The sequence below is a fragment of the Brevundimonas sp. UBA5866 genome, assembly GCF_002432125.1.
In the GTDB taxonomy this organism is placed as follows: Bacteria; Pseudomonadota; Alphaproteobacteria; order Caulobacterales; family Caulobacteraceae; genus Brevundimonas.
The window spans coordinates 14,828-37,280 of sequence record NZ_DJFS01000045.1 but is presented as its reverse complement, the minus strand read 5'-3'; the positions used below and the strand labels follow the sequence as shown (position 1 = coordinate 37,280).

Annotated in this window: 19 protein-coding genes, 3 tRNA genes and 1 riboswitch; of the genes, 7 read left to right on the top strand and 15 right to left on the bottom strand. The window is 62.1% G+C overall.

The genetic code is table 11. The annotated features are described in order from the left end of the window. From B3H86_RS05370 to B3H86_RS05360, 3 genes are all read right to left on the bottom strand, one after another. A partial coding sequence (locus B3H86_RS05370; RefSeq protein WP_292051730.1) for a biotin/lipoyl-containing protein occupies positions 1-429 on the bottom strand: 429 nt, incomplete at its 3' end. A 1-nt stretch (position 430) separates the two neighbouring features. Continuing rightward, complete coding sequence (locus B3H86_RS05365) at positions 431-1,498, bottom strand: alpha-ketoacid dehydrogenase subunit beta (RefSeq protein ID WP_349679843.1); 1,068 nt, start codon at positions 1,496-1,498, stop codon at positions 431-433. A gap of 37 nt (positions 1,499-1,535) precedes the next feature. Beyond that, positions 1,536-2,765, bottom strand: a complete 1,230-nt coding sequence (locus tag B3H86_RS05360; protein WP_292051725.1) for a 3-methyl-2-oxobutanoate dehydrogenase (2-methylpropanoyl-transferring) subunit alpha — start codon at positions 2,763-2,765, stop codon at positions 1,536-1,538. Positions 2,766-2,912: 147 nt separating this feature from the next. On the opposite strand from B3H86_RS05360, the gene B3H86_RS05355 reads away from it, so the two are divergent. The 3 genes from B3H86_RS05355 (at position 2,913) to B3H86_RS05345 (ending at position 5,845) form a co-directional block, all read left to right on the top strand. After that, the gene (locus B3H86_RS05355) at positions 2,913-3,401 is read left to right on the top strand and encodes an Lrp/AsnC family transcriptional regulator (RefSeq protein WP_292051722.1); all 489 of its coding nucleotides are present in this window, start codon (positions 2,913-2,915) and stop codon (positions 3,399-3,401) included. A gap of 89 nt (positions 3,402-3,490) precedes the next feature. Further along, positions 3,491-4,375 carry a pirin family protein gene (locus B3H86_RS05350; RefSeq protein WP_292051718.1) on the top strand — a complete coding sequence of 295 codons (885 nt, stop codon included), beginning with the start codon at positions 3,491-3,493 and terminating at the stop codon, positions 4,373-4,375. A gap of 138 nt (positions 4,376-4,513) precedes the next feature. Further along, on the top strand, positions 4,514-5,845 hold the full coding sequence (locus tag B3H86_RS05345; RefSeq protein WP_292051717.1) for a GGDEF domain-containing protein: 1,332 nt from the start codon (positions 4,514-4,516) through the stop codon (positions 5,843-5,845). Positions 5,846-6,076: 231 nt separating this feature from the next. On the opposite strand, the gene lpdA is transcribed toward B3H86_RS05345, so the two are convergent. The 6 genes from lpdA to B3H86_RS05315 all read right to left on the bottom strand — a co-directional run bounded on the left by lpdA (position 6,077) and on the right by B3H86_RS05315 (position 12,664). Then, entirely contained in the window at positions 6,077-7,474 is a 1,398-nt protein-coding gene (gene lpdA, locus B3H86_RS05340) for a dihydrolipoyl dehydrogenase (protein WP_292051716.1), read from the bottom strand. Between the two features lie 258 nt (positions 7,475-7,732). Continuing rightward, entirely contained in the window at positions 7,733-10,561 is a 2,829-nt protein-coding gene (locus B3H86_RS05335) for a TonB-dependent receptor (protein WP_292051714.1), read from the bottom strand. A gap of 173 nt (positions 10,562-10,734) precedes the next feature. Next, complete coding sequence (locus tag B3H86_RS05330) at positions 10,735-11,304, bottom strand: hypothetical protein (protein ID WP_292051712.1); 570 nt, start codon at positions 11,302-11,304, stop codon at positions 10,735-10,737. A gap of 131 nt (positions 11,305-11,435) precedes the next feature. Next, positions 11,436-11,510 (bottom strand) — tRNA-Gly (locus tag B3H86_RS05325). A 190-nt stretch (positions 11,511-11,700) separates the two neighbouring features. Continuing rightward, positions 11,701-11,775, bottom strand: a tRNA-Gly gene (locus B3H86_RS05320). A gap of 106 nt (positions 11,776-11,881) precedes the next feature. Then, positions 11,882-12,664 carry an SDR family oxidoreductase gene (locus B3H86_RS05315; protein WP_292051709.1) on the bottom strand — a complete coding sequence of 261 codons (783 nt, stop codon included), beginning with the start codon at positions 12,662-12,664 and terminating at the stop codon, positions 11,882-11,884. 59 nt (positions 12,665-12,723) lie between these two features. On the opposite strand from B3H86_RS05315, the gene B3H86_RS05310 reads away from it, so the two are divergent. Further along, positions 12,724-13,143, top strand: a complete 420-nt coding sequence (locus B3H86_RS05310) for a YkvA family protein (RefSeq protein ID WP_292051707.1) — start codon at positions 12,724-12,726, stop codon at positions 13,141-13,143. Here B3H86_RS05310 and B3H86_RS05305 read toward each other — a convergent pair. After that, on the bottom strand, positions 13,140-14,141 hold the full coding sequence (locus tag B3H86_RS05305) for an NADPH:quinone oxidoreductase family protein (RefSeq protein ID WP_292051704.1): 1,002 nt from the start codon (positions 14,139-14,141) through the stop codon (positions 13,140-13,142). The genes B3H86_RS05310 and B3H86_RS05305 overlap by 4 nt on opposite strands. A gap of 101 nt (positions 14,142-14,242) precedes the next feature. Here B3H86_RS05305 and B3H86_RS05300 point away from each other — a divergent pair, with 101 nt between their 5' ends. Together B3H86_RS05300 and B3H86_RS05295 are read left to right on the top strand one after the other, a co-directional pair. After that, a complete protein-coding gene (locus B3H86_RS05300; protein WP_292051702.1) occupies positions 14,243-15,118 on the top strand; it encodes an isoaspartyl peptidase/L-asparaginase family protein in 876 nt (291 codons plus the stop codon). Positions 15,119-15,217: 99 nt separating this feature from the next. Then, on the top strand, positions 15,218-18,073 hold the full coding sequence (locus B3H86_RS05295; protein WP_292051700.1) for a M16 family metallopeptidase: 2,856 nt from the start codon (positions 15,218-15,220) through the stop codon (positions 18,071-18,073). 3 nt (positions 18,074-18,076) lie between these two features. Here the strand turns inward: B3H86_RS05295 and B3H86_RS05290 are convergent, their stop codons facing one another. The 3 genes from B3H86_RS05290 to rlmN all read right to left on the bottom strand — a co-directional run bounded on the left by B3H86_RS05290 (position 18,077) and on the right by rlmN (position 20,734). Beyond that, positions 18,077-18,904, bottom strand: a complete 828-nt coding sequence (locus B3H86_RS05290; RefSeq protein WP_292051699.1) for a S1 family peptidase — start codon at positions 18,902-18,904, stop codon at positions 18,077-18,079. Positions 18,905-18,914: 10 nt separating this feature from the next. Beyond that, the gene (locus tag B3H86_RS05285) at positions 18,915-19,358 is read right to left on the bottom strand and encodes a DUF350 domain-containing protein (RefSeq protein ID WP_292051697.1); all 444 of its coding nucleotides are present in this window, start codon (positions 19,356-19,358) and stop codon (positions 18,915-18,917) included. 194 nt (positions 19,359-19,552) lie between these two features. Further along, entirely contained in the window at positions 19,553-20,734 is a 1,182-nt protein-coding gene (gene rlmN / locus B3H86_RS05280; RefSeq protein WP_292051696.1) for a 23S rRNA (adenine(2503)-C(2))-methyltransferase RlmN, read from the bottom strand. 117 nt (positions 20,735-20,851) lie between these two features. Next, a riboswitch (yybP-ykoY riboswitch) is annotated at positions 20,852-21,028 on the top strand. Between the two features lie 2 nt (positions 21,029-21,030). Between rlmN and B3H86_RS05275 the strand changes: the two genes are divergently transcribed. Beyond that, a complete protein-coding gene (locus tag B3H86_RS05275; protein ID WP_292051695.1) occupies positions 21,031-21,612 on the top strand; it encodes a manganese efflux pump MntP family protein in 582 nt (193 codons plus the stop codon). Here the strand turns inward: B3H86_RS05275 and B3H86_RS05270 are convergent, their stop codons facing one another. Both B3H86_RS05270 and B3H86_RS05265 read right to left on the bottom strand, forming a co-directional pair. Continuing rightward, positions 21,613-22,182 (bottom strand): hypothetical protein, encoded by a 570-nt coding sequence (locus B3H86_RS05270; protein ID WP_292051694.1) that lies wholly within the window; start codon positions 22,180-22,182, stop codon positions 21,613-21,615. 75 nt (positions 22,183-22,257) lie between these two features. After that, positions 22,258-22,334, bottom strand: a tRNA-Met gene (locus tag B3H86_RS05265). Between the last annotated feature and the right edge of the window lie 119 nt (positions 22,335-22,453).

The following is a 22,453-nucleotide window of genomic DNA, read 5'->3' as shown; positions in this document are numbered from 1 at the left end:
GGCCTCGGCCGTGCCTTCACCAACGTCCGGCAGCTTGAACACGTAGTTGCCCGCGCCGGCCGCAGCGGCCGCGACGGCGGCAGCGGGGACATCGGAGGCGACTTCCGACTTCGGCTCTTCCTTGGCGGCGGGAGCGGGTGCGGCAGCCGGAGCAGGGGCGACTTCCTCGGCGGCGGCATTGCCTTCGCCTTCAACCTCGAACTCGACCAGAGCGCCGCGCACCGGAAGCATTTCGCCCGGCTCGCCGTGCAGCTTGCTGACCTTGCCCTCGACCGGAGAGGTGATCTCAACGGTCGCCTTGTCGGTCATGACCTCGGCGACGATCTGGTCTTCGGTGACGGTGTCACCAACGGCAACGTGCCACTGGACCAGCTCGGCCTCGGCGGTGCCTTCACCAACGTCAGGCAGTTTGAATACGAAACGACCCATATCAACGGCCTCCCGTCATGACAGACTTCAAAGCGTCAGCGACCCGTTGCGGGCCGGGGAAATATTCCCACTCGAAGGCGTGCGGATAAGGCGTGTCCCAACCCGTGACGCGGGCGACAGGGGCTTCCAGATGATAGAAGCAACGTTCCTGAACCAGCGCGCTCAGCTCGCCGCCGAAGCCCGAGGTTTTCGGGGCTTCGTGGACGATGACGCAGCGGCCCGTCTTCTTCACGCTAGCCTCGATGGTCTCGATATCCAGCGGAACCAGCGTACGCAGGTCGATAACCTCGGCATCGACGCCAGCGTGTTCCGCACCGGCCAGCGCGACCCAGACCATGGTGCCATAGGCGAGGATGGTCACGTCATTGCCCTCGCGCATGACGCGGGCCTTGCCGATCGGAACATTGTATTTCTCGGCCGGAACCTGCGCCAGTTCCTGCGCCTTCCACGGCGACACGGGCTTTTCGTGCCAGCCGTCAAACGGGCCATTATACAGGCGCTTCGGCTCGAAGAAGATCACCGGATCCTCGTCCTCGATGGCCGAGATCAGCAGACCCTTGGCGTCATACGGGTTCGACGGAATGACGACCTTCAGACCCGCGATGTGGGTGAACAGGCTCTCAGGGCTTTGCGAGTGGGTCTGGCCGCCGAAGATGCCGCCGCCGTACGGCGAGCGGATCACCATCGGACAGGTGAACTGGCCACCCGAGCGATAACGCATCTTGGCCGCCTCGGACACGATCTGGTCGTAGGCGGGATAGATGTAGTCCGCGAACTGGATCTCGACGACCGGACGCAGACCATAGGTGGCCATGCCGATGGCGGTGCCGACGATGCCGGTTTCCGAGATCGGGGCGTCAAAGCTGCGGGTCAGGCCGTGCTTCTTCTGCAGGTGGTCAGTCACGCGGAACACGCCGCCGAAATAGCCCGCGTCCTCGCCATAGGACAGGACGGCGGGGTCCTCGGCCATCTTCACGTCCAGCGCCGAGTTCAGCGCCTGGATCATATTCATGGGCGCGATGCCGGTAGCAGGCGCGACCGATGCCGGTGCATCCTTCTGGTCAACCATGTCGGCTTCAATCTTGTCGTTGATTTCGGCCATGCGATCAGACTCCCACTTCGCGGCGCTGCTCGACCAGACGCCAGTCCGGTTCGGCAAACACTTCTTCGAACATTTCCTTCACGCTCGGGCGCGACTGGCCCAGCGTGCCGATGGCCTCGGATTCCTTGGCGGCGGCGCGGACCTGCTCGACGGCCTCGGCCTCGGCGGCGGTCTGCTGCGCGTCGGACCATTCACCGATCTTGATCAGGTGCTGCTTCAGGCGCTCGATCGGATCGCCCAGCGGCCAGTGGTCGTGCTCGTCACCCGGGCGGTAACGGCTGGGATCGTCCGAGGTCGAGTGCGGGGCACCGCGGTAGGTGAAGATCTCGATCAGGGTCGCGCCCTGATTGGTACGGGCGCGCTCTTCGGCCCACGCGGTCGCAGCCCAGACGGCGAGGAAGTCGTTGCCGTCCACGCGCAGGGTCGGCAGGCCATAGCCGATGCCCTTGGAGGCAAAGGTCGTCTCCAGACCGCCAGCGATGCCCTGGAAGGACGAGATAGCCCACTGGTTGTTGACGATGTTCAGGATGACCGGCGCCTTATAGACGGCGGCGAAGGTCAGGGCCGAGTGGAAGTCGCTCTCGGCGGTCGAACCGTCACCGATCCATGCAGCGGCGATCTTGTTGTCGCCCTTGTAGGCGCTGCCCATGGCCCAGCCGACAGCCTGCACGAACTGGGTGCCGAGGTTGCCCGAAATGGTGAAGAAGCCATAGTCCTTGGCCGAGTACATGATCGGCAGCTGGCGGCCTTTGATCGGGTCTGCGGCGTTGGAATAGATCTGGTTCATCATCGACGCCAGCGGATAGCCGCGCGCGATCAGAAGCCCCTGCTGGCGATAGGTCGGGAAGCCCATGTCCTCGCGACTCAGGACCATGCCCTGCGCCACGGCGATCGCTTCCTCGCCGGTACATTTCATATAGAAGCTGGTCTTGCCCTGACGGTGGGCGCGGTGCATCCGGTCATCGAAGGCGCGCGTCAGGATCATGGCCTTCAGGCCGCGACGCAGCGTTTCCGGATCAAGCTTGGGATTCCAAGGCCCTTGGGCAACGCCTTCATCATCCAGCACCCGGATAAGACGAAAGGCAAAATCGCGCATATCGGCCGCTGTGGTACTTACCGCAGGTCGATCGACCGCACCGGCTGCATCCAGCTGCAGATGCGAGAAATCAGGCTTGTCGCCTGGACGTCCTGACGGCTCCGGCACTCGGAGCGACAAGGGGGGCGTATTCTTCATGGTACCATCCCGTCCGGTTATTCCGCACGCGTTTCCTCGTTACAAAGGCATAGCATGGCGCGGGGCTGTGCGCTGTTCCAAATATACCCTTGCAATACTATGAAATAGGGTATTTTATTGCGTCGAAACGCAAATTGGAGAACGCCTTTGGCCGACGAACTTGATCCTATCGACGCCCGCATCCTCGACATCCTGCAACAGGATGCTGGACTGTCGGTTGCCGAAGTCGCTGATCGCGTGGGTCTTTCGGCCTCGCCGTGCTGGCGCCGGATCAAGAGACTGGAGGATAGCGGCCTGATACGCAAGCGCGTAACGCTGCTCGATGCCAACCTTTTGGGTCTGGACTTCGAGGTTTACGCCATTGTGAAACTGTCGCTTCCGTCACGAGAGAACCTGGACATTTTCGAAAAGGCTGTCGCGGACTGGCCTGAGGTTGTCCAGTGCGCGACCATTACCGGCCGCGAGGATTATGTGCTGCGTATCATCACGTCCGACATGCACACCTTCGACAAATTCCTGCGCGACAAACTGTTGACGCTGGGCATCGTGTCCGACTGCGCCAGCCACATCGTGACGCGCGGCGTGAAGAATGTGACGACCCTTCCGCTGGGCATCATCACACCACACGTTTCGTAAGGCTCTAAGCCAGACCTTGCATCCCTGAACGCCGCCCCTGCAAAGTGGGCGGCGTTTTCATTCCACGACATCCACCAAAGGGGACCTGAATGATCGAATACATTATCGAAGGACGCCGTCGCGATCTGGGCGGTTTCGAAGTCTCGCGCATCCTTCCCCACGCCCAAAAGCGCATGGTCGGACCGTTTGTCTTTCTCGATCAGATGGGGCCGGCAGAGTTTGCGCCGGGCAGCGAGGCGATCAATGTCCGCCCGCACCCGCACATCGGCCTGTCGACCCTCACCTATCTGTTCGAGGGCGAGATCATGCACCGTGACAATCTGGGCTATACCCAGCCGATCCGTCCCGGCGAGGTCAACTGGATGACCGCCGGATCGGGTATCGTCCATTCCGAACGCACAGATCCGCTGAAGAAGTCGCAAGGCGGTGCGATGCACGGGATGCAGGCGTGGGTCGCCCTTCCGGTTGAAAAGGAAGAAATCGCGCCGTCCTTCACCCATCTGGGCGAGGAGGCGCAGCCGACCGATACATCGAACGGAATCTTCACCCGTCTGGTCGCCGGCGAGGCCTTTGGCGAGCGTGCCGGTACGCCGGTCGAAAGCCCGCTCTTCTATCTGCACTACGAACTTCCCGCGGGTGCCAGCTTTGCGCCCCCTCCAGGTCCGGGCAAGGCCGGCGGGTACAGTGAACGCGCCCTTTATGTTGCCGCGGGCGAAATCGAGGTCGATCACCAGCGTTTCCACACCGGACAGATGGTCGTGCTGGCCGCGCATGCCGAACCGCGTGTAACCGCCCTGCAGGCCGCGACCGTCATGGTGCTGGGTGGAGAGCCTGTGGGTGAGCGGCTGATCTGGTGGAATTTCGTCTCTTCGTCCAAGGCGCGGATGGAGCAGGCCAAGGCTGACTGGACTGCGGGCCGCATGAAACTGCCGGTTGATGACGATCTGGAGTTCATACCCCTGCCGGATCAGTGATTTGCCCAGAAAAGAACAAGCTTTGCCGTTTACTCCAAAGTGGCATCTAGCATGTCGGAACCATCTCCGGCATGTACGCCATCTGTCTGTCACGCCTGCCCTTCCGCACTCGCGCGCGGGACCAGTAACGAGTTTTGTATGTCCAGCATTGCCCCCGTTTCGTCCGCACGCGTCGAACAACTTCTGCGTGAGGTTTCAGAGCGCCACGCAGGGGAGTTGGCAGACCGCTTCTATGATGTCCTGCTGACCGAGGAAGAGGCAGGCGCCTTCCTCAACTCTTCCCTGGTGGAAGAGCGTCTGAAGGCATCGCTGGTCCGCTGGGTCATCGACCTGTTCCGCCAGAATGATGCCAACCGCGACACCTTCCGCGACCAGCAGCACAAGATCGGCGAAGTCCACGCCCGCATCAAACTGCCCCTGCGACTGGTGATGCATGGCGCGACGGTGCTCAAACTGCGTCTGGCCGAACGGATTCTTGAGCAGGACCTCGATCGTACCGACCTGGCCGCTGCTCTCATGCGCATCGACTATCTGATCGATGAAGCCATCGCCATCATGAGCGAGGCCTATATGCAGGGCTCTGTGCGGCGTGCGCAGGTCGATGAGTCCTATCGCCTGTTCGCGCTGGGTCAGGACATCGCCCACGAACGCGACGGACAGATCGCCGCCCTGTTCGAATGGCTGCAGGGCGTCCTGTTCCAGATGTTCGCGGGCCATGCCGTGACGCCGGGCCTGTTGGCATCCTCGCCCTTCGGCCTGTGGCTGACCCACCGTGCGGGCCTGATCTTCGAAGGTGCGCCCAGCCTCAAGGCCATCGAGGCGCTGATATCGCGTATCGATGCCGACATCCTGCCCCGCATCACCTCGGCCCATGACAGAGGCCAGGACATGAACGCCGCCCTGGTCGAACTACAGGCTGCTGTCCAGGAGATTAAATTCCTGATCACCGACCTGTTCCAGAGTGTTTCGGGTCTGGAGAACGGGCGCGATCCACTGACACGCGCGCTGAACCGCCGCTTCCTGCCGACCATTCTCAGCCGCGAAATCTCTCTGTCCACCAACGCCGGCGCGCCGCTCAGCCTGATGATGCTGGACGTGGACCACTTCAAGTCGATCAACGACACCCACGGCCACTCGGCCGGTGATCTGGTGCTGAAACAGGTGGCCGAGATCATCGCCGACAATGTGCGCCTCAGCGACTTCGTTTTCCGCTACGGCGGGGAAGAGTTCCTGATCGTGCTGGTCGAAACGGCGCTGGACGACGCCGAGGTGGTAGCCGAGCGCATACGCCAGCAGTTGGCCGCCCGTGACATGCGACTGCCGGCCGGCGACACCCTGCGCGTGACCGCCTCGCTGGGCCTTGCCGCCTATACGGACCACCCCGATTACAACCAGCTGATCGAAACGGCCGACGCGGCCCTGTACCGGGCCAAGAATTCCGGGCGCAACCGCACGGTCATCGCGGCCTAGGCGCGACGCCCTACGAATTGACGCTCCTCCCGCACCAGCAGGAGCGGGCCAAACAAAAACGGCGCGCTCCGAAAGGAACGCGCCGTTTTCATTTCATGGTAGTTTCAGTGCCCCTCAAGTAGCCTGGAGGGCGATAGGGGTACCTAACGCCCCTCAAGTAGCCCGAAGGGCAGTAGGGGCACTAAATAACAGGCCTCAAGTAGCGCGATTGCGCGGTAGGCCCACTCAAAATCAAGCCTGCATCGTCCAGCCTTCGACGCCCATAGCGGCCTGGCGGACCGCTTCCGAACGGGTCGGGTGCGGGTGGCAGGTGCGGGCGATGTCTTCCGAGGCACCACCGAAGGCCATGGTCATGCAGGCTTCACCGATCAGCTCGCCAGCTTGTGGGCCGAAGATGTGAACGCCCAGAACCTTGTCGGTTGCTGCATCGGCCAGAACCTTCACGAAGCCTTCGGTTTCGTGGTTGATCTTGGCGCGGCTGTTGGCGGCAAACGGGAATTTGCCCTTCTTGTACTCAACGCCTTCGGCCTTCAGGGCTTCCTCGGTCTTGCCGACCCATGCCACTTCCGGCGAGGTGTAGATGACCGACGGCACCAGGGCGTAATCGACGTGGCCAGCCTTGCCGACCATCAGTTCGATAGCGGCCACGGCGTCTTCCTCGGCCTTGTGCGCCAGCATCGGGCCGTGGGTCACGTCACCGATAACCCAGATGCCGTCAGCGACCTTGAAGTGGTCGTTGGCGATGAAGCCGCGTTGGTCCGGCGTGATGCCGACGGTTTCGAGGCCGAGACCAGCGGTGAACGGACGGCGGCCGATGGCCACCAGAACCACGTCACCCTTGATCGTTTCGGCAGCGCCGCCAGCAGCCGGCTCGACGGTGAGCTCGACGCCGTCCTTCGAGGTCTTGGCGCCGGTGACCTTGGTCGACATCTTGAAGTTCAGGCCTTGCTTAGCCAGACCGCGCTGGAAGGCGGTGGCCACTTCGGCGTCCATGCCTGCGCCAACCTTGTCGAGGTATTCGACGACGGTGACTTCGGCACCCAGACGGCGCCAGACCGAACCCAGCTCAAGGCCGATCACGCCCGCACCGATGACGATCATGTGCTTCGGAACCTTCGGCAGGAACAGAGCGCCGGTCGAGTCGATGATCTTGCCTTCTTCGAAAGCGACGCCCGGCAGCGGGGTCGGCTCCGAGCCGGTGGCGATCAGGATGTTCTTGGTTTCCAGAACCTGCTTCGAACCGTCGGCAGCCTCGACCTCGACCTTACCTTGGCCTGCAATCTTGCCGTAGCCACGAACGACCGTGACCTTGTTCTTCTTCATCAGGAACTCGATGCCCTTGGTCAGGGCTTCGACGCTGTCGTCCTTGGACTTGTGCATCTGGCCGAGGTTCAGCTTGGGCTTCACCTCGATACCGATGTGGGCGAATTCTTTGTTGGCCGCTTCGTAAAGTTCCGACGAGTGCAGCAGCGCCTTGGTCGGCATGCAGCCGACGTTCAGGCAGGTGCCGCCCAGGGTCGGGTTCTTCTCGACGATGGCCGCCTTGAGACCCAGCTGGCCAGCACGGATCGCGGCATTATAGCCACCGGGGCCTGCCCCGATAATGACGACGTCGTAAGCTTCGGCCATAGGTTCCTCTAAGCATTAAAAGGCGTGCCCCACACAGACGGGCACATTTCGGTTTGGGGCTTAGGCAGACCCTGACTTTGGGTCAACCGCTGCTGCACATATGGGCGCACGTTTTGACCAATGCAAAGCGTAGGTGTGGCTGATCAGCGGCAAATTTCACATGCGGTATGGCTGTTAACGACGAATCTCCGTCTCTCGAACAGCAAAAGGCCGGATGGGTGAACATCCGGCCCCTCGATGCGCCGCGATATGTCGGCCTCAGTATTTGAAGCGCACGCCGACAAAGGCGTTGTAGCCGAACTTCTCGTACTCATAGGTCCGCTCGCGCACGCCGTAGTAACGCACACCCGCGCTGTCGGTCAGGTTCTTGGCCTCGCCGAAGACCTCGATGCCATTGCCGAAATCGTAGCTGGCGGTGAAGTCCAGCTGCTCGCGACCCTCGACATAAAGGTCCAGTGCCGGGTCCTCGGCATTGATCTCTTCCAGATAGTCGCTGCGCTTGGTGTAGCTGAGACGGGCCGACAGACCGCCGCGCTCATAGAACAGGGCCAGGTTGTAGATGCTGTCCGACTGGCCCGGCAGGTCGAACGTGGTACGGCCACCATAGGACTGGGCCGTTTCGATCTCGGCGTCAGTCCAGGTGTAGTTGGCAAAGATGCCGAAGTCCGAAGCCCAACCCGGCATGAAGCCGAACTTCTGCTGCCAGTTCAGCTCAAGACCCGCGATATGACCCTTTGGCGCATTGATCGGTGTTTCGAACTCGGCATCGAACACGTTCCCGGCGATGTTCAGCGTGTCCTCGTACTTCAAGACATAGCGGTAATCGGACAGGTCCTTGTAGAAGGCATTGGCCGACAGTACGCCCAGCGACGAGAAGTAATATTCAAGCCCCACATCGATATTGTTTGACAAGGTTGGCTTCAGGTCGGGATTGCCGATCTCATAGGAGATGTCGGTGCCGTCTGTTTCCTCGACACGGCGCGGGACGATCTGGCTGAACTCGGGGCGGTTGATGGCCCGGGTCAGGGCAAAGCGACCGATCAGATTGTCCGAGAAGCTGTGGCGAACGGTCAGGTTCGGGAAGAAGTCCGTATCGTCACGGTCCACGCGGGCGATGCCGTAAACCTCGTCGCCGTCGGCGGTGACCGTATAGGTCGGTGCCGAGCCTTCGAAGCGGGTATTTTCGATACGCAGGCCAAGGATGATATTCGTCGCACCGATATCGAAGCGCGCCTGACCGTAGGCCGACAGGATATCCTCGCTGGCCTCATAGTCGGCGACCAGCGAGTCCGGCATCCGCCGCGCCGACTTCGCACGGGCTACTGCAAAATACTCGTCCACGAGGCGGTTGTTGAACTTTTGGCCGAGCAGATAGTCATAGTTCACGGACGGGCTGTCCGTCAGCAGATCGCCATAGGAAAGCGACGGCGCATCACCCGCGGCACGGCTGCGGAAACGTTCCTCGTCGGCGACGACATCGCGGGTGCGGTATTTGCCGCCGAACTTCCAGATGACCTCACGCCCTGCGAACTGGCTGGGCAGTTCGAGGTTTGCCGCCAGCGTCAGTTCTTCCTGATCGGTCGTATTCGAACGGAATACATTCTCGCGGAAACGGTATTGGCCACGATCCAGATGCTCCTGCGTCTGGAAGATCGAATAGGTCGGTTCGTAGTGGTTGCCGGTGAAGTCATAGGTCACATCCGGCGACAGACGCGAACGGAACAGCAGTTCATTGCGGTTCGGATAGGTCTGCTGGCTGTCGGCATACGAGATGCTGCCATCCAGAACCGCGCCATTGCCAAAAATGTATTCGCCACCTGCGGTCAGCGTGGTGATCTCGTTCTTCTGGGTGCGGTGACGCAACTGGCGCTCGACCGTCACATCGGTGAAGGTCGCCTTGCGGTCTGTAGAGCCCGCGACAAGGTTATCCTCGTCATAGGTCAGCAACAGCTGGTTCCGGTACTCGTCGTCCTCGAAGATGGCCAGCGAGCCACGCAGCCATGCACGCACGCGGTCGTTGGGGCGCCATTCCAGACCGCCCGTCAGGGCCTGACGGGTGCGCTCGGTGTCATAGTCCTTGAACAGGGTCTCTTCGAGGACGAAGATTTCACGGCCGTCCGGCGTCTCCATGCGCGTCCATCCGGATTCCACATTGTCGGGCCGGCGGTTGGTGCGCGAATAGGAATAGGACAGCAGCGCGCCGAAGGTCTGGTCCGCCCCGAACACGTTCGAGATGTTGAACCCGCCGCGTACGTCCTCGCCGCCATAATCGTTATGGCTGGCTCCGGCATAGCCGCTGACCGCCAGACGGCGGCGGTCGAAGGGCGAGCGGGTCTTGATGTTCACCGCGCCTGCGATGCTGTCGGCATCCTGCGACGGCAACAGGGTCTTGTAGACCTCGACGTTGGAAACTATGTCGCTGGGCAGGGTATCCAGATCGACGGCGCGTGTGCCCGGATCGACCGCCGGAACCGTCACACCATCCACGGACACAGCCGTAAAGGCCTGCGGCGCGCCACGGATATTGATGTAACGGCCCTCGCCCTGGTCGCGCTGGATGGCGATGCCCGCGACACGTTGCAGGCTCTCTGCCACGTTCGGATCGGGATAACGGCCGATCGCATCCGCAGACAGGACATTGATCGTGCCGTCGGCATTCTTTTGCTGGTTCAGGGCGCGGGCAATGCCGTCACCGATGACGCCGTTGACCACCACGTCGGACACAGCCGTCGCCGCCTCTGCGCCCATCACGATATTGACCGCGGTCAGCTGACCCGCCTGCACATGCACGGTCTGCTGAACGGTCGGAAGGCCGATGTACCTCGCCTCTACCGTCGTCTCGCCGGTGACACCGTTCATCAGGAACTCGCCCTGACTGTTGGTCACGGCGCGACGCCCCTTGGCCCGGAGCTCCACCCCCGGCAGCGGCGAGCCATCGGCATTCGTCACACGGCCAACGATGCCGTCTCCCGCAGGCAGGGTCGCCGCAGTGGCAACAACACTACCCTCCCGCGCCATAGCCTGTTTAACGGGCAGACCCAGCATCAGCGGCACCAAAGCCGCGCCCACGAGCAGTTGGAGTTTCATTGCAGCTTCCCCAGACGGAGCGTCGGGTTCGAGCGCTCCTGTGTTCCGGGGGCTGACTAAGTCTTGGCTGCAACGCCAATATGAGATTTTCGCGAAAGGGATTCGGCATTCTGGCAAAGAGAATGCGAAAACCCTTCCTCGCCCGGATCAATGTTAGGCGAACTGTTAAACGCTCAGACTCTGGCCAGCAGCCAGATAGTCTGTGTTCCGTCCAGAGCCTCCTCCGACACAATGGTCCAGCCCGCACGACTGAACATGCCGACCACCGTCGCATGGTCCATATCGCTTACCCATGCGTGGCTGCGGCGCGGTTCCAGAGGATGCGGTGCATCGATAGGGCAATAGGTCACGACAGCACGGCTCGCATTCAGATCCCGCATGAAGGCTTCTGGATCGAGGAGGTATTCCAGCACCCCCAACACAGCGACCGCCTCGACGGCGACAGGCGGCGGGCCATCACGATTATAGTCGCGCACAATCGTGCGTTCATCGCGGGCGACAATGTCGGATGGTATATAGGTCTGAGCCTGCACCAGCTTTTCCAAACCCATCGTGCCACAGCCGACGTCCAGCAGGCTGGTCACAGGCCCCAGAAGCCGGGCGGCGCGGGCCGAACGCGGTGTCCAGGGATTGGCTTCCTCGTCAGCCAAGGCCTCCCAACGCGACTTCAACGTCCCACCCTCGCGCAGGGCAGCTTCGGTCAGCGCGACACGCTCGTCTTCAGACAGAGAATAAAAGGACAAGCTCGCCTCCCAACTTCCGTGGAATGTGGAGATAGCTTTGTTATTTGAGTTTCCGTCAAGCCTGAAAACGGGCCTGAAACGCGAAAGGGGCCCGACCTTACGGTCAGGCCCCTTTTCACGGGTCTATCGACTGGAGCGGGCGAGGCGATTCGAACGCCCGACCCTCACCTTGGCAAGGTGATGCTCTACCCCTGAGCTACGCCCGCATCCGTCAGGACGACTGTGTCGTCCGCGTCGAGGTGGTGGTGAATAGCCAAAGCCGATGCCGTTGGCAACAGGCAAAAAGCTGAAATCATACGCTTTTTGAAAATTTCCGGTTCGCGGCCAAACCTCAAGCCAGAAACGCGAAAGGGGCCTGACCGTAAGGTCAGACCCCTTTTCACGGGTAATCCCGACTGGAGCGGGCGAGGCGATTCGAACGCCCGACCCTCACCTTGGCAAGGTGATGCTCTACCCCTGAGCTACGCCCGCATCCGTTGGACAGAAACTCTGTCCGGCGTCGAGGAGGAGGCGTTTAACCGCCTCCCCTTCACTCCGCAACCGTTTTTTTGAGATCGCGGAATTTTCTTTGCCGTTCTTAGCGCGGAGCCAGACGGATGGCACCGTCCAGACGGATGCACTCGCCGTTGATGTAGACGTTTTCGGCCAGATGCAGGGCCAGGTTGGCATAGTCCTGCGGGGTGCCGAGGCGTTTCGGGAACGGAATCATGGCGGCCAGGGCGTCCTGAACCTTCTGGTCCATGCCCGCCATCATCGGGGTCCACATGATGCCCGGCAGGATGGTGTTGACGCGAACGCCTTCGCTCATCAGGTCGCGGGCGATCGGCAGGGTCATGGCATAGACGCCGCCCTTGGAGGCCGAATAGGCGGCCTGACCGATCTGGCCGTCCTGAGCGGCGACAGAGGCGGTGTTGATGATGGCACCGCGCTCGCCGTCCTCCATCGGGTCCAGGGTGACCATGCCGGCAGCCGACTTGGACAGGACGCGGAAGGTGCCGAACAGGTTGATGGTCACGGTGCGCTCGAACTGCGCCATGTCATGGGCGCGGATCTCGCCTGTGTCCTTCTTGCGCGAGACGGTCTTCTGACCGGTGGCGATACCGGCGCAGTTGACGGTCAGGCGCTCCTGACCGTGGGCGGCGCGGGCCTTGGCGAAGCCGGCGTCCACGCTCTCGTCCGAGGTCACGTCTACCTTGCAGAAGACGCCGCCGATTTCCTTGGCGATGGCCTCGCCTTTTTCTTCGTTCAGGTCGAAGATGGCGACCTTGACGCCCTTGGCCGCCAGAGCACGTGCAGTACCCTCACCCAGGCCACTGGCACCGCCCGTAACAACTGCTGCAATCGAACCGTCGAGCTTCATCGCTATTCGTTCCTATATAAAAATCTGAACCCAGAACTGGCTGAAGGGATTTAGCGGTTATGCCCGCAAAAACCAAAGCGGCATCCCCACAGGATGCCATCGATCCAGCAAAGGCTCTTGTGCCCGTGGTCCATAGAACGAATGCGATGCACGTGAAACGCGATTTCTGGCCAAAAATGCGCCGTGTGGCCTCACGCGTGCCGTTTGCAAAGCAGGCCATCGCTGCATGGTACGCAACACAGGATCCTGAAACGCCATTTCGCGCCAAGGCCATGCTGCTGGGTGCACTGGCCTATTTCGTCATGCCGGTCGATGCCATCCCCGATGTGTTCGCCGTTGTCGGCTTCAGTGATGACGCCGCTGTTCTGGCGGCGGTGCTGGCCACCTTCGGGGCCAGCATCAAGGACAGACACTATGACAGGGCACGTCAGACGCTTGAAAAACTCAGGGCGGACCCGTCAGCCGAGACCGAAGCCTAGTCCTCGGTCACAACCACAATCTTGCCCATAGCCGAACGCGTGTTCAGCGCCTTGATCGCATCGGCGGCACGCTCCAGCGGGAAGACGCCCGAGATGCGAGGCTTGATACGGCCTTCCGCATAGTAGGCCATGAGCGCCTTCATATTGGCCGCATGCCCGGCAGGATCACGCATCACCGCCGCCCCCCAGAACACACCGACAACGGACACTGACTTGAGCAGGGTCAGGTTCAGCGGCAGCGAGGGTATGCCGGCCGGAAAGCCGACCACCAGATACCGGCCGTTCCAGTCCATCGCCCGCAGCGCCGGTTCCGCATAATCCCCACCGACGGGATCATAGACCACATCGGCACCATCGCGCCCCGTGGCCAGTTTGAACTCTCCGGCCAGTTCCTTTTGCGCGGCCTTGTCCATCGGACCGGAGGGATAGATGAGCCCGTTGTCAGCGCCCAGTTCCAGCGCGAACTCTACCTTGTCATTGGTCGAGGCTGCCGCGACCACGCGAGCGCCCATAGCCTTGCCCAGCTCGACCGCCGCAGCGCCTACGCCACCGGCGGCCCCCAAAACCAGAAGGGTTTCGCCCGGCTGCAGATTGGCGCGGTCCTTGAGGGCATAATAGGAGGTGCCATAGGTCATGATGAAGGCCGCGGCCGTCTGGAAATCCATGCCATCGGGAATGGGGATCAGCTGGTCGGCCCTGACGGCGATACGTTCCGCCAGACCGCCCCATCCGGGAACGGCAATCACACGGTCACCGCGGCGGACGCCCTTGACGCCTTCGCCGACCGCATCCACCACGCCAGCAACCTCGGCACCGGGCGAGAAAGGCCGCTCGGGCTTGAACTGGTAGCGATCCTCGATGATCAGGGCATCCGGATAGTTGATGCCGACAGCCTTAACCTCGATCACGACCTCGCCCTTGGCGGGCGTCGGATCCATGACGTCTTCTACAACTAGCGTTTCCGGACCACCCGGGCTCTTGGACAAAACTGCGCGCATGGATACTACTTCGCTCCCCAACGGCTTGGCCGACACAATCCAGACGCTAATGCACGCCATAGGCTCCTGCCTAGAGGCCTAACACCGTTTTAGGAGCATTCATGGTCCGTCCCGCTTTGATCCTGCACGGCGGCGCAGGTGCCCGCCGCGAGCGCAACTATGATCGCGAGATCGTTCACATGCGCGAAGTGGTGGAGGCGATGAAGGCACGGCTCGAAGACGGGGCATCCGCGCTGGACGTCGCCGTCGAAACCGTTGTGATGCTCGAAGATTCCGGCCTCTATGTCGCCGGGCGCGGCGCATCGCCCAATCTGGCAGGCGAGTACGAGCTGGATGCCAGCATCATGTGCGGCGACACTCAAAAGGCCGGATCCGTTGCCGCCTTGCAGGGTTTCCGCAATCCGGTGGTGGCTGCCCGTGCCGTAATGGACAGGACCCCGCACGTCATGCTGGCGGGCAGTGGTGCCGCCCGTTTTGCGCGAGAGCAAGCGCTGGAACCCGTCACCGATCCCGACAATTGGTACACCCGCGCAGGCAAGGGCGAGGACAACCACCCGCCCGGTACGCTCAGCCACGGCACGGTGGGCGTCTGTGTTCTGGATACCCAAGGCAGGTTGGCTGCGGCCACCTCGACCGCCGGTGTTTTCGGCAAGATGCCGGGCCGGGTCGGCGACACACCCATTCCCGCCGCAGGGACGTGGGCTGACGGCGATGCTGCTGTGTCTTGCACCGGCCAGGGCGAATACTTCATCCGCGCGGCTGCGGCTGCCCGCACCGCCATCGCCGTTTCGGCTGGCCAGCCTTTACAAAAAGCCGCTCAAGCCACGATTGATCGCATTGGCCAGATGGGTGGCGACGGCGGCCTGATCGCTCTGGACCGCAACGGCAACATTGCCGACCCCTATAACAGCCAGGGCATGAAACGCGCCTGGCTGGATTCGGAAGGCCGGATAGAGGTGCGGGTATTCAATAACTAAACCGGCAGGCTTCAAAAAATTTTACCTTAAGGGGCGGTGCGAATTCCAAGGTTCAGGCATTGAGTCGTGTCCGCTAGTACTTACAACCTGGAGTGGTCCATGAAGACCCGCCACCTTTTCTGCGCTGCCGCCTCGGTTCTGGCTCTCAGCACAGCGGTTCCTGCCCTTGCCACACCCGTCCCCGCCGTCCCTGCTGCCGCAACCCAGGCGACCTCGACGGTAACGGTGCCGCCGCTGGGCTATACGCGACGGGTGCTCGCCAATGGCCTCGAAGTCTATTCGAGACCGAACTCCGGCACCGCCAGCGTGGCGGTTCACATGTGGTACCGCGTGGGTGGCAAGGACGACCCCTCGGGCCGTTCGGGCTTTGCCCACCTGTTCGAACACCTGATGTTCAAGGCGACGGAAAACGTCCCGAACGAAACCTTTGACCGCCTGACCGAAGATGTCGGCGGCTATAACAACGCCTTCACCTCTTCCGACGTGACCGCCTATCACGCCGTGGTTCCGGCGAACCATCTGGAGCGCATCCTGTTCGCCGAAGCGGACCGCATGGGCACGCTGGTCGTCGACGAGGAGAACTTCAAATCCGAACGCGACGTCGTGAAGGAAGAATACCGCCAGGGTGTTCTGGCCAGCCCCTATGGCCGCCTGTTCGGCCTGTTCGTCTCCGAAGCCTTCTACACCGAGCATCCCTATCGTCGCCCGACGATCGGCTCGATCGAAGAGCTGGAAGCGGCCACGGTTGAAGAAGTGCGCCGTTTCCACAGCACCTATTACCGCCCTGACAACGCCATCCTGATTGTTGACGGCAATTTCGACCAGGCCCAGCTCGACCGTTGGGTGGACCAGTATTTCGGCCCGCTGAAAAAGGGGGCCACCCCGATCCCGGCCAATAATGTCACCGAACCGGAAATGACAGGCCCGAAGGACCGCGTCATCTATGCGCCGAACGTGCCGCTGGAAGGCATCTTTGTCGGCTGGCACACGGTTCCGGCCAGCCATCCGGATACGCCGGCCCTGTCGGTACTGGCCGGCATCCTGTCCACGGGCGAAAGCAGCCGGCTGTACAAGTCGCTCGTCTATGACGCCCAAGCCGCCTCAGAAGTAGACGCCAGCTCCGACGTCAACCAACAGGCCGGTACCTTCAACACCTTCGCCATCCTGTCGGACGGCAAGACGGCCGAGGACGGCAAGGCGCTGATCGAGCGCGAGTTCGAGCGTCTGCGCACCTCGCCGGTGTCCGAAGCCGAACTGGTCGAGGCCAAGAACGAGCTGGTGTTCAGCACCCTGCGCTCGCGTGAGGGTGCCCAAGGCCGCGCCAGCGCGCTGGGCTGGGCGCTGATCCGCACCAATGACCCGACCACCGCCGACACACAGATCCAGAAGATCCAGCAGGTTACCGCTGCCGATATCCAGCGCGTCGCCAACCAGTATCTGACGCCGCAGCGTCAGGTCACGCTGCGCTATAAGGCCGCCGACGAGGCCCATCCGGAAACGCCCCAGACCATCAACATGACCGCCCCGGTCAAGGTGGATGATCTGGCTCCGGCTGGCACGCCGTCGGTTCTGAAGCCGGAAGGCCAGCGCGCCCGGATCCCGCAACCGGCTGCCGACATCATTCCGGCTACCCCGTCGGTCACCGAGTTCAAGCTCGACAACGGCATGCGCGTGGTCGTGGCTCCCAAGCCGGGCCTGCCGCTGCTCGCCGCCAGCCTGACCTTCAAGAACGGCTCCTCGTCCGATCCGGAAGGCAAGTCCGGCACGGCAGAGCTGGTCGCCAAGCTGCTGACGCAGGGCACCAACCGTCTGAGCGCCCCGCAGGTGGCCACCCAGATCGAGCAATTGGGTGCCGTGCTCAACGCCAATTCAGATGATGACTTCATCTCGGTGTACGTCATGAGCCCGACCAATGTGTTCGATCAGGCCATCGGTCTGGCGTCGCAGCTTGTCATCGATCCGGCCTTCTCGCCCGAGGAACTGGACCGCCAGCGCCTGCAGACGCTGGACAACCTGCGTATCTCGCTGAACCAGCCCAGCTCGCTGGCCAGCATGGCCACGGTGCGCCTGAACTTTGCAGGCACGCCCTATGGCAATGTGCCGTCAGAGCGCTCTTTGAACAATGTGACCCGCGACGATCTGGTTCGCTATCACGACACCTATATGCGCCCGGACCAGGTGGTGCTTACCTTTGCCGGTGATGTGACCGAAGCCAGCGCCCGCCGTCTGGCCGAGCAGGCCTTTGGCAACTGGCGCGCCCAAAGCAACGCCGCACCGGCCAAGGTGGCTGTGGCACCGAACCAGGCCGAGCCACGCGTCGTGGTCATCAACCTGCCCGATGCCGGTCAGGCCGCAGTGACGGTGTCGCAACGCAGCGTGCCGCGCAATGATGACTCCTTCCTTGCGCTGGATCTGGGCAACACCCTGCTGGGTGGCAGCTATACCTCGCGCCTCAATCAGGAAATCCGCATCAAGCGCGGCCTGAGCTATGGCGTGTGGTCCGATGTCGGTGCCCAGACCGTTGGCGGCATGTTCCGCGCCTCGACCCAGACCAAGAACGAGACCGCAGCCGAAGTGGCCGAGCTCCTGGTCGCCGAACTGGCCAAGATGGGCGAGACCGCTGCCCCCGAGACCGAACTCAGCCCGCGTCGCGCCATTCTGAGCGGCGGCTTTGGCCGCAATCTGGAAAGCGTAACGGGTCTGGCGGCTCTGGTGGCCGATCTGGCGGCCTATGATCTGCCGCTCAGCGACCTGTCGACCTATGCGACGCGCCTGAGCCAACTGTCGCCCGAAGACGTCCGTGCCGCCTTTGCCGACAAGATCCCGGCAAACCGCAGCAATATCGTCATCACCGGCAATGCCGCCCTGTTCCTGGACAAGGTGCGCGAGAAGTATCCGAACGTTGAGGTCATCAACGCCACGGATCTGAATCTGGACAGCTCGACGCTGCGCTAGACCTCAGACGGCGAGGCAGACGACCTGTGCCACGCGCAGGTCGCGCCTCAGCTGGTCGGCGACCGCACCATAGTTGCGCGTCGTCACCACCTGTCCCAATCCGTCGGCTTCACGCCCTCTGTGCGAGCCGACGGCAGCGACAAAGCTGCTGGGGGCCGTCGTGTAGATACGGCCCCTGCGCGGCGACTCCGCGATCGTTACCCCCAGAACACGCCCCCGGCGGTCGATGACCGGCGCCCCGGACAGGCCCGACAGCGTGCCATCCAGTCCTGTGGTGCGACCGGACTCGGCCCACGCCAGCACCGGCTCGTCATAGTTGTTGCGCCCACGCACTTTCAGCGTCTCACGTCCGATCAGGCGCGATGCGACCTCTCCGGCCTTGCCCTGGGGATAGCCGGGGTGGAAGGCGCGCTGGCCCTTGTATAACGGCTCTTCTGGGGCCAGGGGCAGGGCTGGCGGGCCACCGTCAGTCAACAGCATCGCCACATCGGTCTTGGCCGCCAGACGTACGTCCGCCGCCAGGGCACGGTTCTTGTCGATGATCAACGCCGGCTGGCGGCAGCCCTCGACCACGTGGCGGGCAGTGATCCAGCGCCCATCGTCCGCGATTGAAAAAGCCGTGCCCATTTGCGGGCGCGCATCATTGTCGGATTCCACGACCACCGTGGGATCAAAAGGCGTGATCGGGCCCAGAAGCTCGGTCGTGTTCTCGGATACGGGCGGTTGCTCCCCCGCCGGTACGTTGGCCTTTTCCCCACGGCTGAGCGAGGCAATCAGGATCACCCCGATGACCGAGCTATAGATCAACCAGTCAGGCAGGGGCAGACGCACGGCTGCGACCTCAGCCCGTCAGTGATGCGGCAATGACAAGTGCCGTGGCCAGCTTGGCGCCCGCCAAAACAATGGCTGCGGAAACCTCGCCGCGTTCGATGCGCTGGGGCAGGCCCGTCAGCAACAGATCGACCACACGGAACACCAGCAGTTGCAGCACAATGGTCGCAACGCCCCAGATCACAATGTCACGGATGGAGTCCGAAACGGACAGCGACACGGCCAACGGAATGGCCAGACTGATCAGGACAGCGCCAAAGCCGGTCGCCGCCGCCACATTGCCCTGACGGATCAGGTGTACCTCGCGCCACGGTGTCAGCAGGGCGTAAACCGTCGAGGCAACAACCAGAAGACCCAGTGTGATCAGCAGATGCAGCATCATCACAGGGAAGCCGTTGGCAAAAGCCTGCACCTCTGGGCTCGAAAGCACATCTGTGACGTTGGACGTAGTCATCGGTTACGGAAAGGCCCCTCGAGCCGTAGCGCTAATACAACTTATAACTGACTTGCCCGCCTAAATACATTTGGACAAGCCTTGGCCGCATTACGCATGGCCAATTCTTGCAACGACTTGTTGCTGATCGTTACTGGTCGTCCACACGCCGCTGGGCCGCCATATCGGCACTGGCTTTTGGGTTACACGCGGTCTCAGGCTGCGTCGGAAGCTTCGACCTGAACCTCAGCTTGCGCCTGCTGTTCCTGACGAAGGGCGCTGGCGCGCTTCTTCTCGGATTCCGACTTCAGCTGACCGCAGGCGGCGAGGATGTCGCGGCCGCGCGGCGTGCGGATCGGCGAGGCGTAGCCCGCACGGTTCAGGATGGCGGCAAACGTCTCGATCGCCTTCCAGTCCGAGCATTCATAGTCGGTACCCGGCCACGGGTTGAACGGGATCAGGTTGATCTTGGCCGGAATGCCGGAAATCAGCTTGCACATGGCGCGGGCTTCGTCAGGGCTGTCGTTGACGCCCTTCAGCATCACGTATTCGAACGTGACGCGCTTGGAGTTACCGAGGCCCGGATAGGCGCGGATGGCCGCCATCAGCTGTTCCAGCGGATATTTCTTGTTCAGCGGCACCAGCTTGTCGCGCAGCGGGTCGTTGGTGGCGTGCAGGCTGATGGCCAGCATGGTGCCGGTGCGCTCGCCCAGTTCCGGAATCTTCGGCACCACGCCCGAGGTCGAAACCGTGATGCGGCGACGCGAGATGGCAATGCCCTCACCGTCCGAAATGATGTCGATCGCGTCCGAGACGTTGTCGAGGTTATAGAGCGGCTCGCCCATGCCCATGAAGACGATGTTGGACAGGCGGCGGTCTTCTTTGGGCGAGGGCCATTCCTCGAGGTCGTCACGGGCAACCTGAACCTGCGCCACGATTTCGGCGGCGGTCAGGTTGCGCACCAGCTTCTGCGTGCCCGTGTGGCAGAAGGTGCAGTTCAGCGTGCAGCCAACCTGAGACGAGACACACAGTGCGCCCGCACGGCCCACGTCGGGGATATAGACGGTCTCGACCTCGATACCCGGCCCCATGCGGATCAGCCATTTGCGGGTGCCGTCCTTGGACACCAGACGCTCGACCACCTCGGGGCGGTCCAGCACAAAGGTCTCGGCCAGTTTGGCGCGGGTTTCCTTGGCCACATCGCTCATCTGGGCGAAGTCAGTCACGCCATAGTGGTGGATCCAGCGCCAGACCTGAGTGGCGCGCATCTTGGCCTTCTCCGGCGGGCAGATGCCGCCGTCGATCAGCGCCTGACGCAGGCCCTCGCGCGTCAGACCGGACAGGTTGACGGGGGCTTTCGATGCGACAGTGCGCGAGAGGTCCAGCGTGATGCTCACGGCCAAAAAATCCTACGGCGTAAGGGGGATAAGGGCGGGCGTGTATCACAGATAGGAGGGTTTGTCGCCTACGCCACTGGTCGGGTGGCCTTGATGGGCGCGGAAACACGGTATAGACACCCGCCCGTTGGGGAGTAGCTGCCGACATCCCTCAGTCGGGATCGTGTCAACACACTTGCCGAAAGGCATGGCGCGATCAGCGGATTTTCCGCCTAGCGAGACCAGCACGTCCTCGGGGGCCGAGCCGGCCTGCGCCCGGGGTGTGCTGTCACGCGTCCGGCCCTGTAATTTGTTTCATGATGTCGCCTATCGCCATTGCCGTGCTGTCACTCAGCATGTCCGCCGATGCATTTGCTGCTGCCATCGGCCGCGGTGCCCAGCACCGGCCGACGGTGCCGCAAGCCCTGCGTCAGGGCATGGTCTTCGGTATCATCGAGGCCATTACCCCTCTGGTCGGATTTGGCATCGGCCTGATCGCTGCAGGACTGGTCGAAGCGATCGACCACTGGATCGCCTTTGCGCTTCTGGGCGCGGTCGGCGGGAAGATGCTCCATGAGGGCCTGACCCGTGATGGGGCCGATGAAGACGAGGAAGAAGCCCCGCGCAAGCGCGGCCTTCTGACCCTGATCGCCACCGCTGTCGGCACCTCTATCGACGCCGGTGCCGTAGGGATTGGTCTGGCGTTTCTGGGAGCCAATATCTGGGTCATCGCCGCCGCCATCGGCGCAACCACCTTCTGCCTTGCCACCCTGGGCATGCTGATCGGCAAATTCGCAGGCACCAAACTGGGCCGCGCGGCCGAAATCGTCGGCGGTATCGCGCTGATCCTGCTGGGCACCAAGATCCTGCTCGAACATCTCGGCGTCCTGGCTGTCTAATCAATCAATGGGGACCGAAAAGTCCGCAAGTCTGGTTAGTTCATTCAACGGCGTTTTGAACTCAACATTCGCCGAACCAATATCTTCACCCGCTTCGAGCACTCGCCGTATCAACTGGGTTCTACGCAAAGCCGTCAGCACCCAGTATCGCGCCCGTATCACGCGTGTGACAATGTCTGCCGAAGGTAAGGCCAAGACATCCAAAGATTGCAGGATGTTGTGGCAATCCAGGATGTCATCTTCGGTCGCTGGTATATTGCCCAGATGAAATCCCGACTTCCCTGAGCGGCTTAACTTCGTATTGGCGCGACTGACGGCCTTTGTGCTGTTCTCGATGATGACCTTGGCAGCCTGTAACCGAGCCTCGATTATAGCCTGCTCGCGCCGCTCGTGCGCTTCACTAGCAGCCTGCTCGCGGGCAATGTCCGCTTCTGACTGTTTTTTGAAAATCGCAAATGTCGCCCAGACCGCCACAAACGCAGCCGCTACAGCGAGAAGTCCAGAAAGCGCCTGAATCCAGTCAGCGATACTAGCCCCAAACCACACAATACCCTCCATCACTACGATCAAGGGCTACAGCGCGCAGAGCGCGCCTTCAAGCGGAGGCATAAGCCTCGGCTACGACATGTTTTTCGAGGAAGGAGGTGGTGGTTGGAGGCGGGATCGAACCGCCGACCTGTGGGTTATGAATCCACCGCTCTAACCATCTGAGCTACCCAACCATTCCACACCTTGGGTCGTAAACAACCCGAGCCGTGAAGGCTCCGCGACCGGATGACCCGTTGTCTTCCGCCGCGAGAGCGGTGCCTATATCGCCGAGTACGATTTGGTTCAAGCGGTT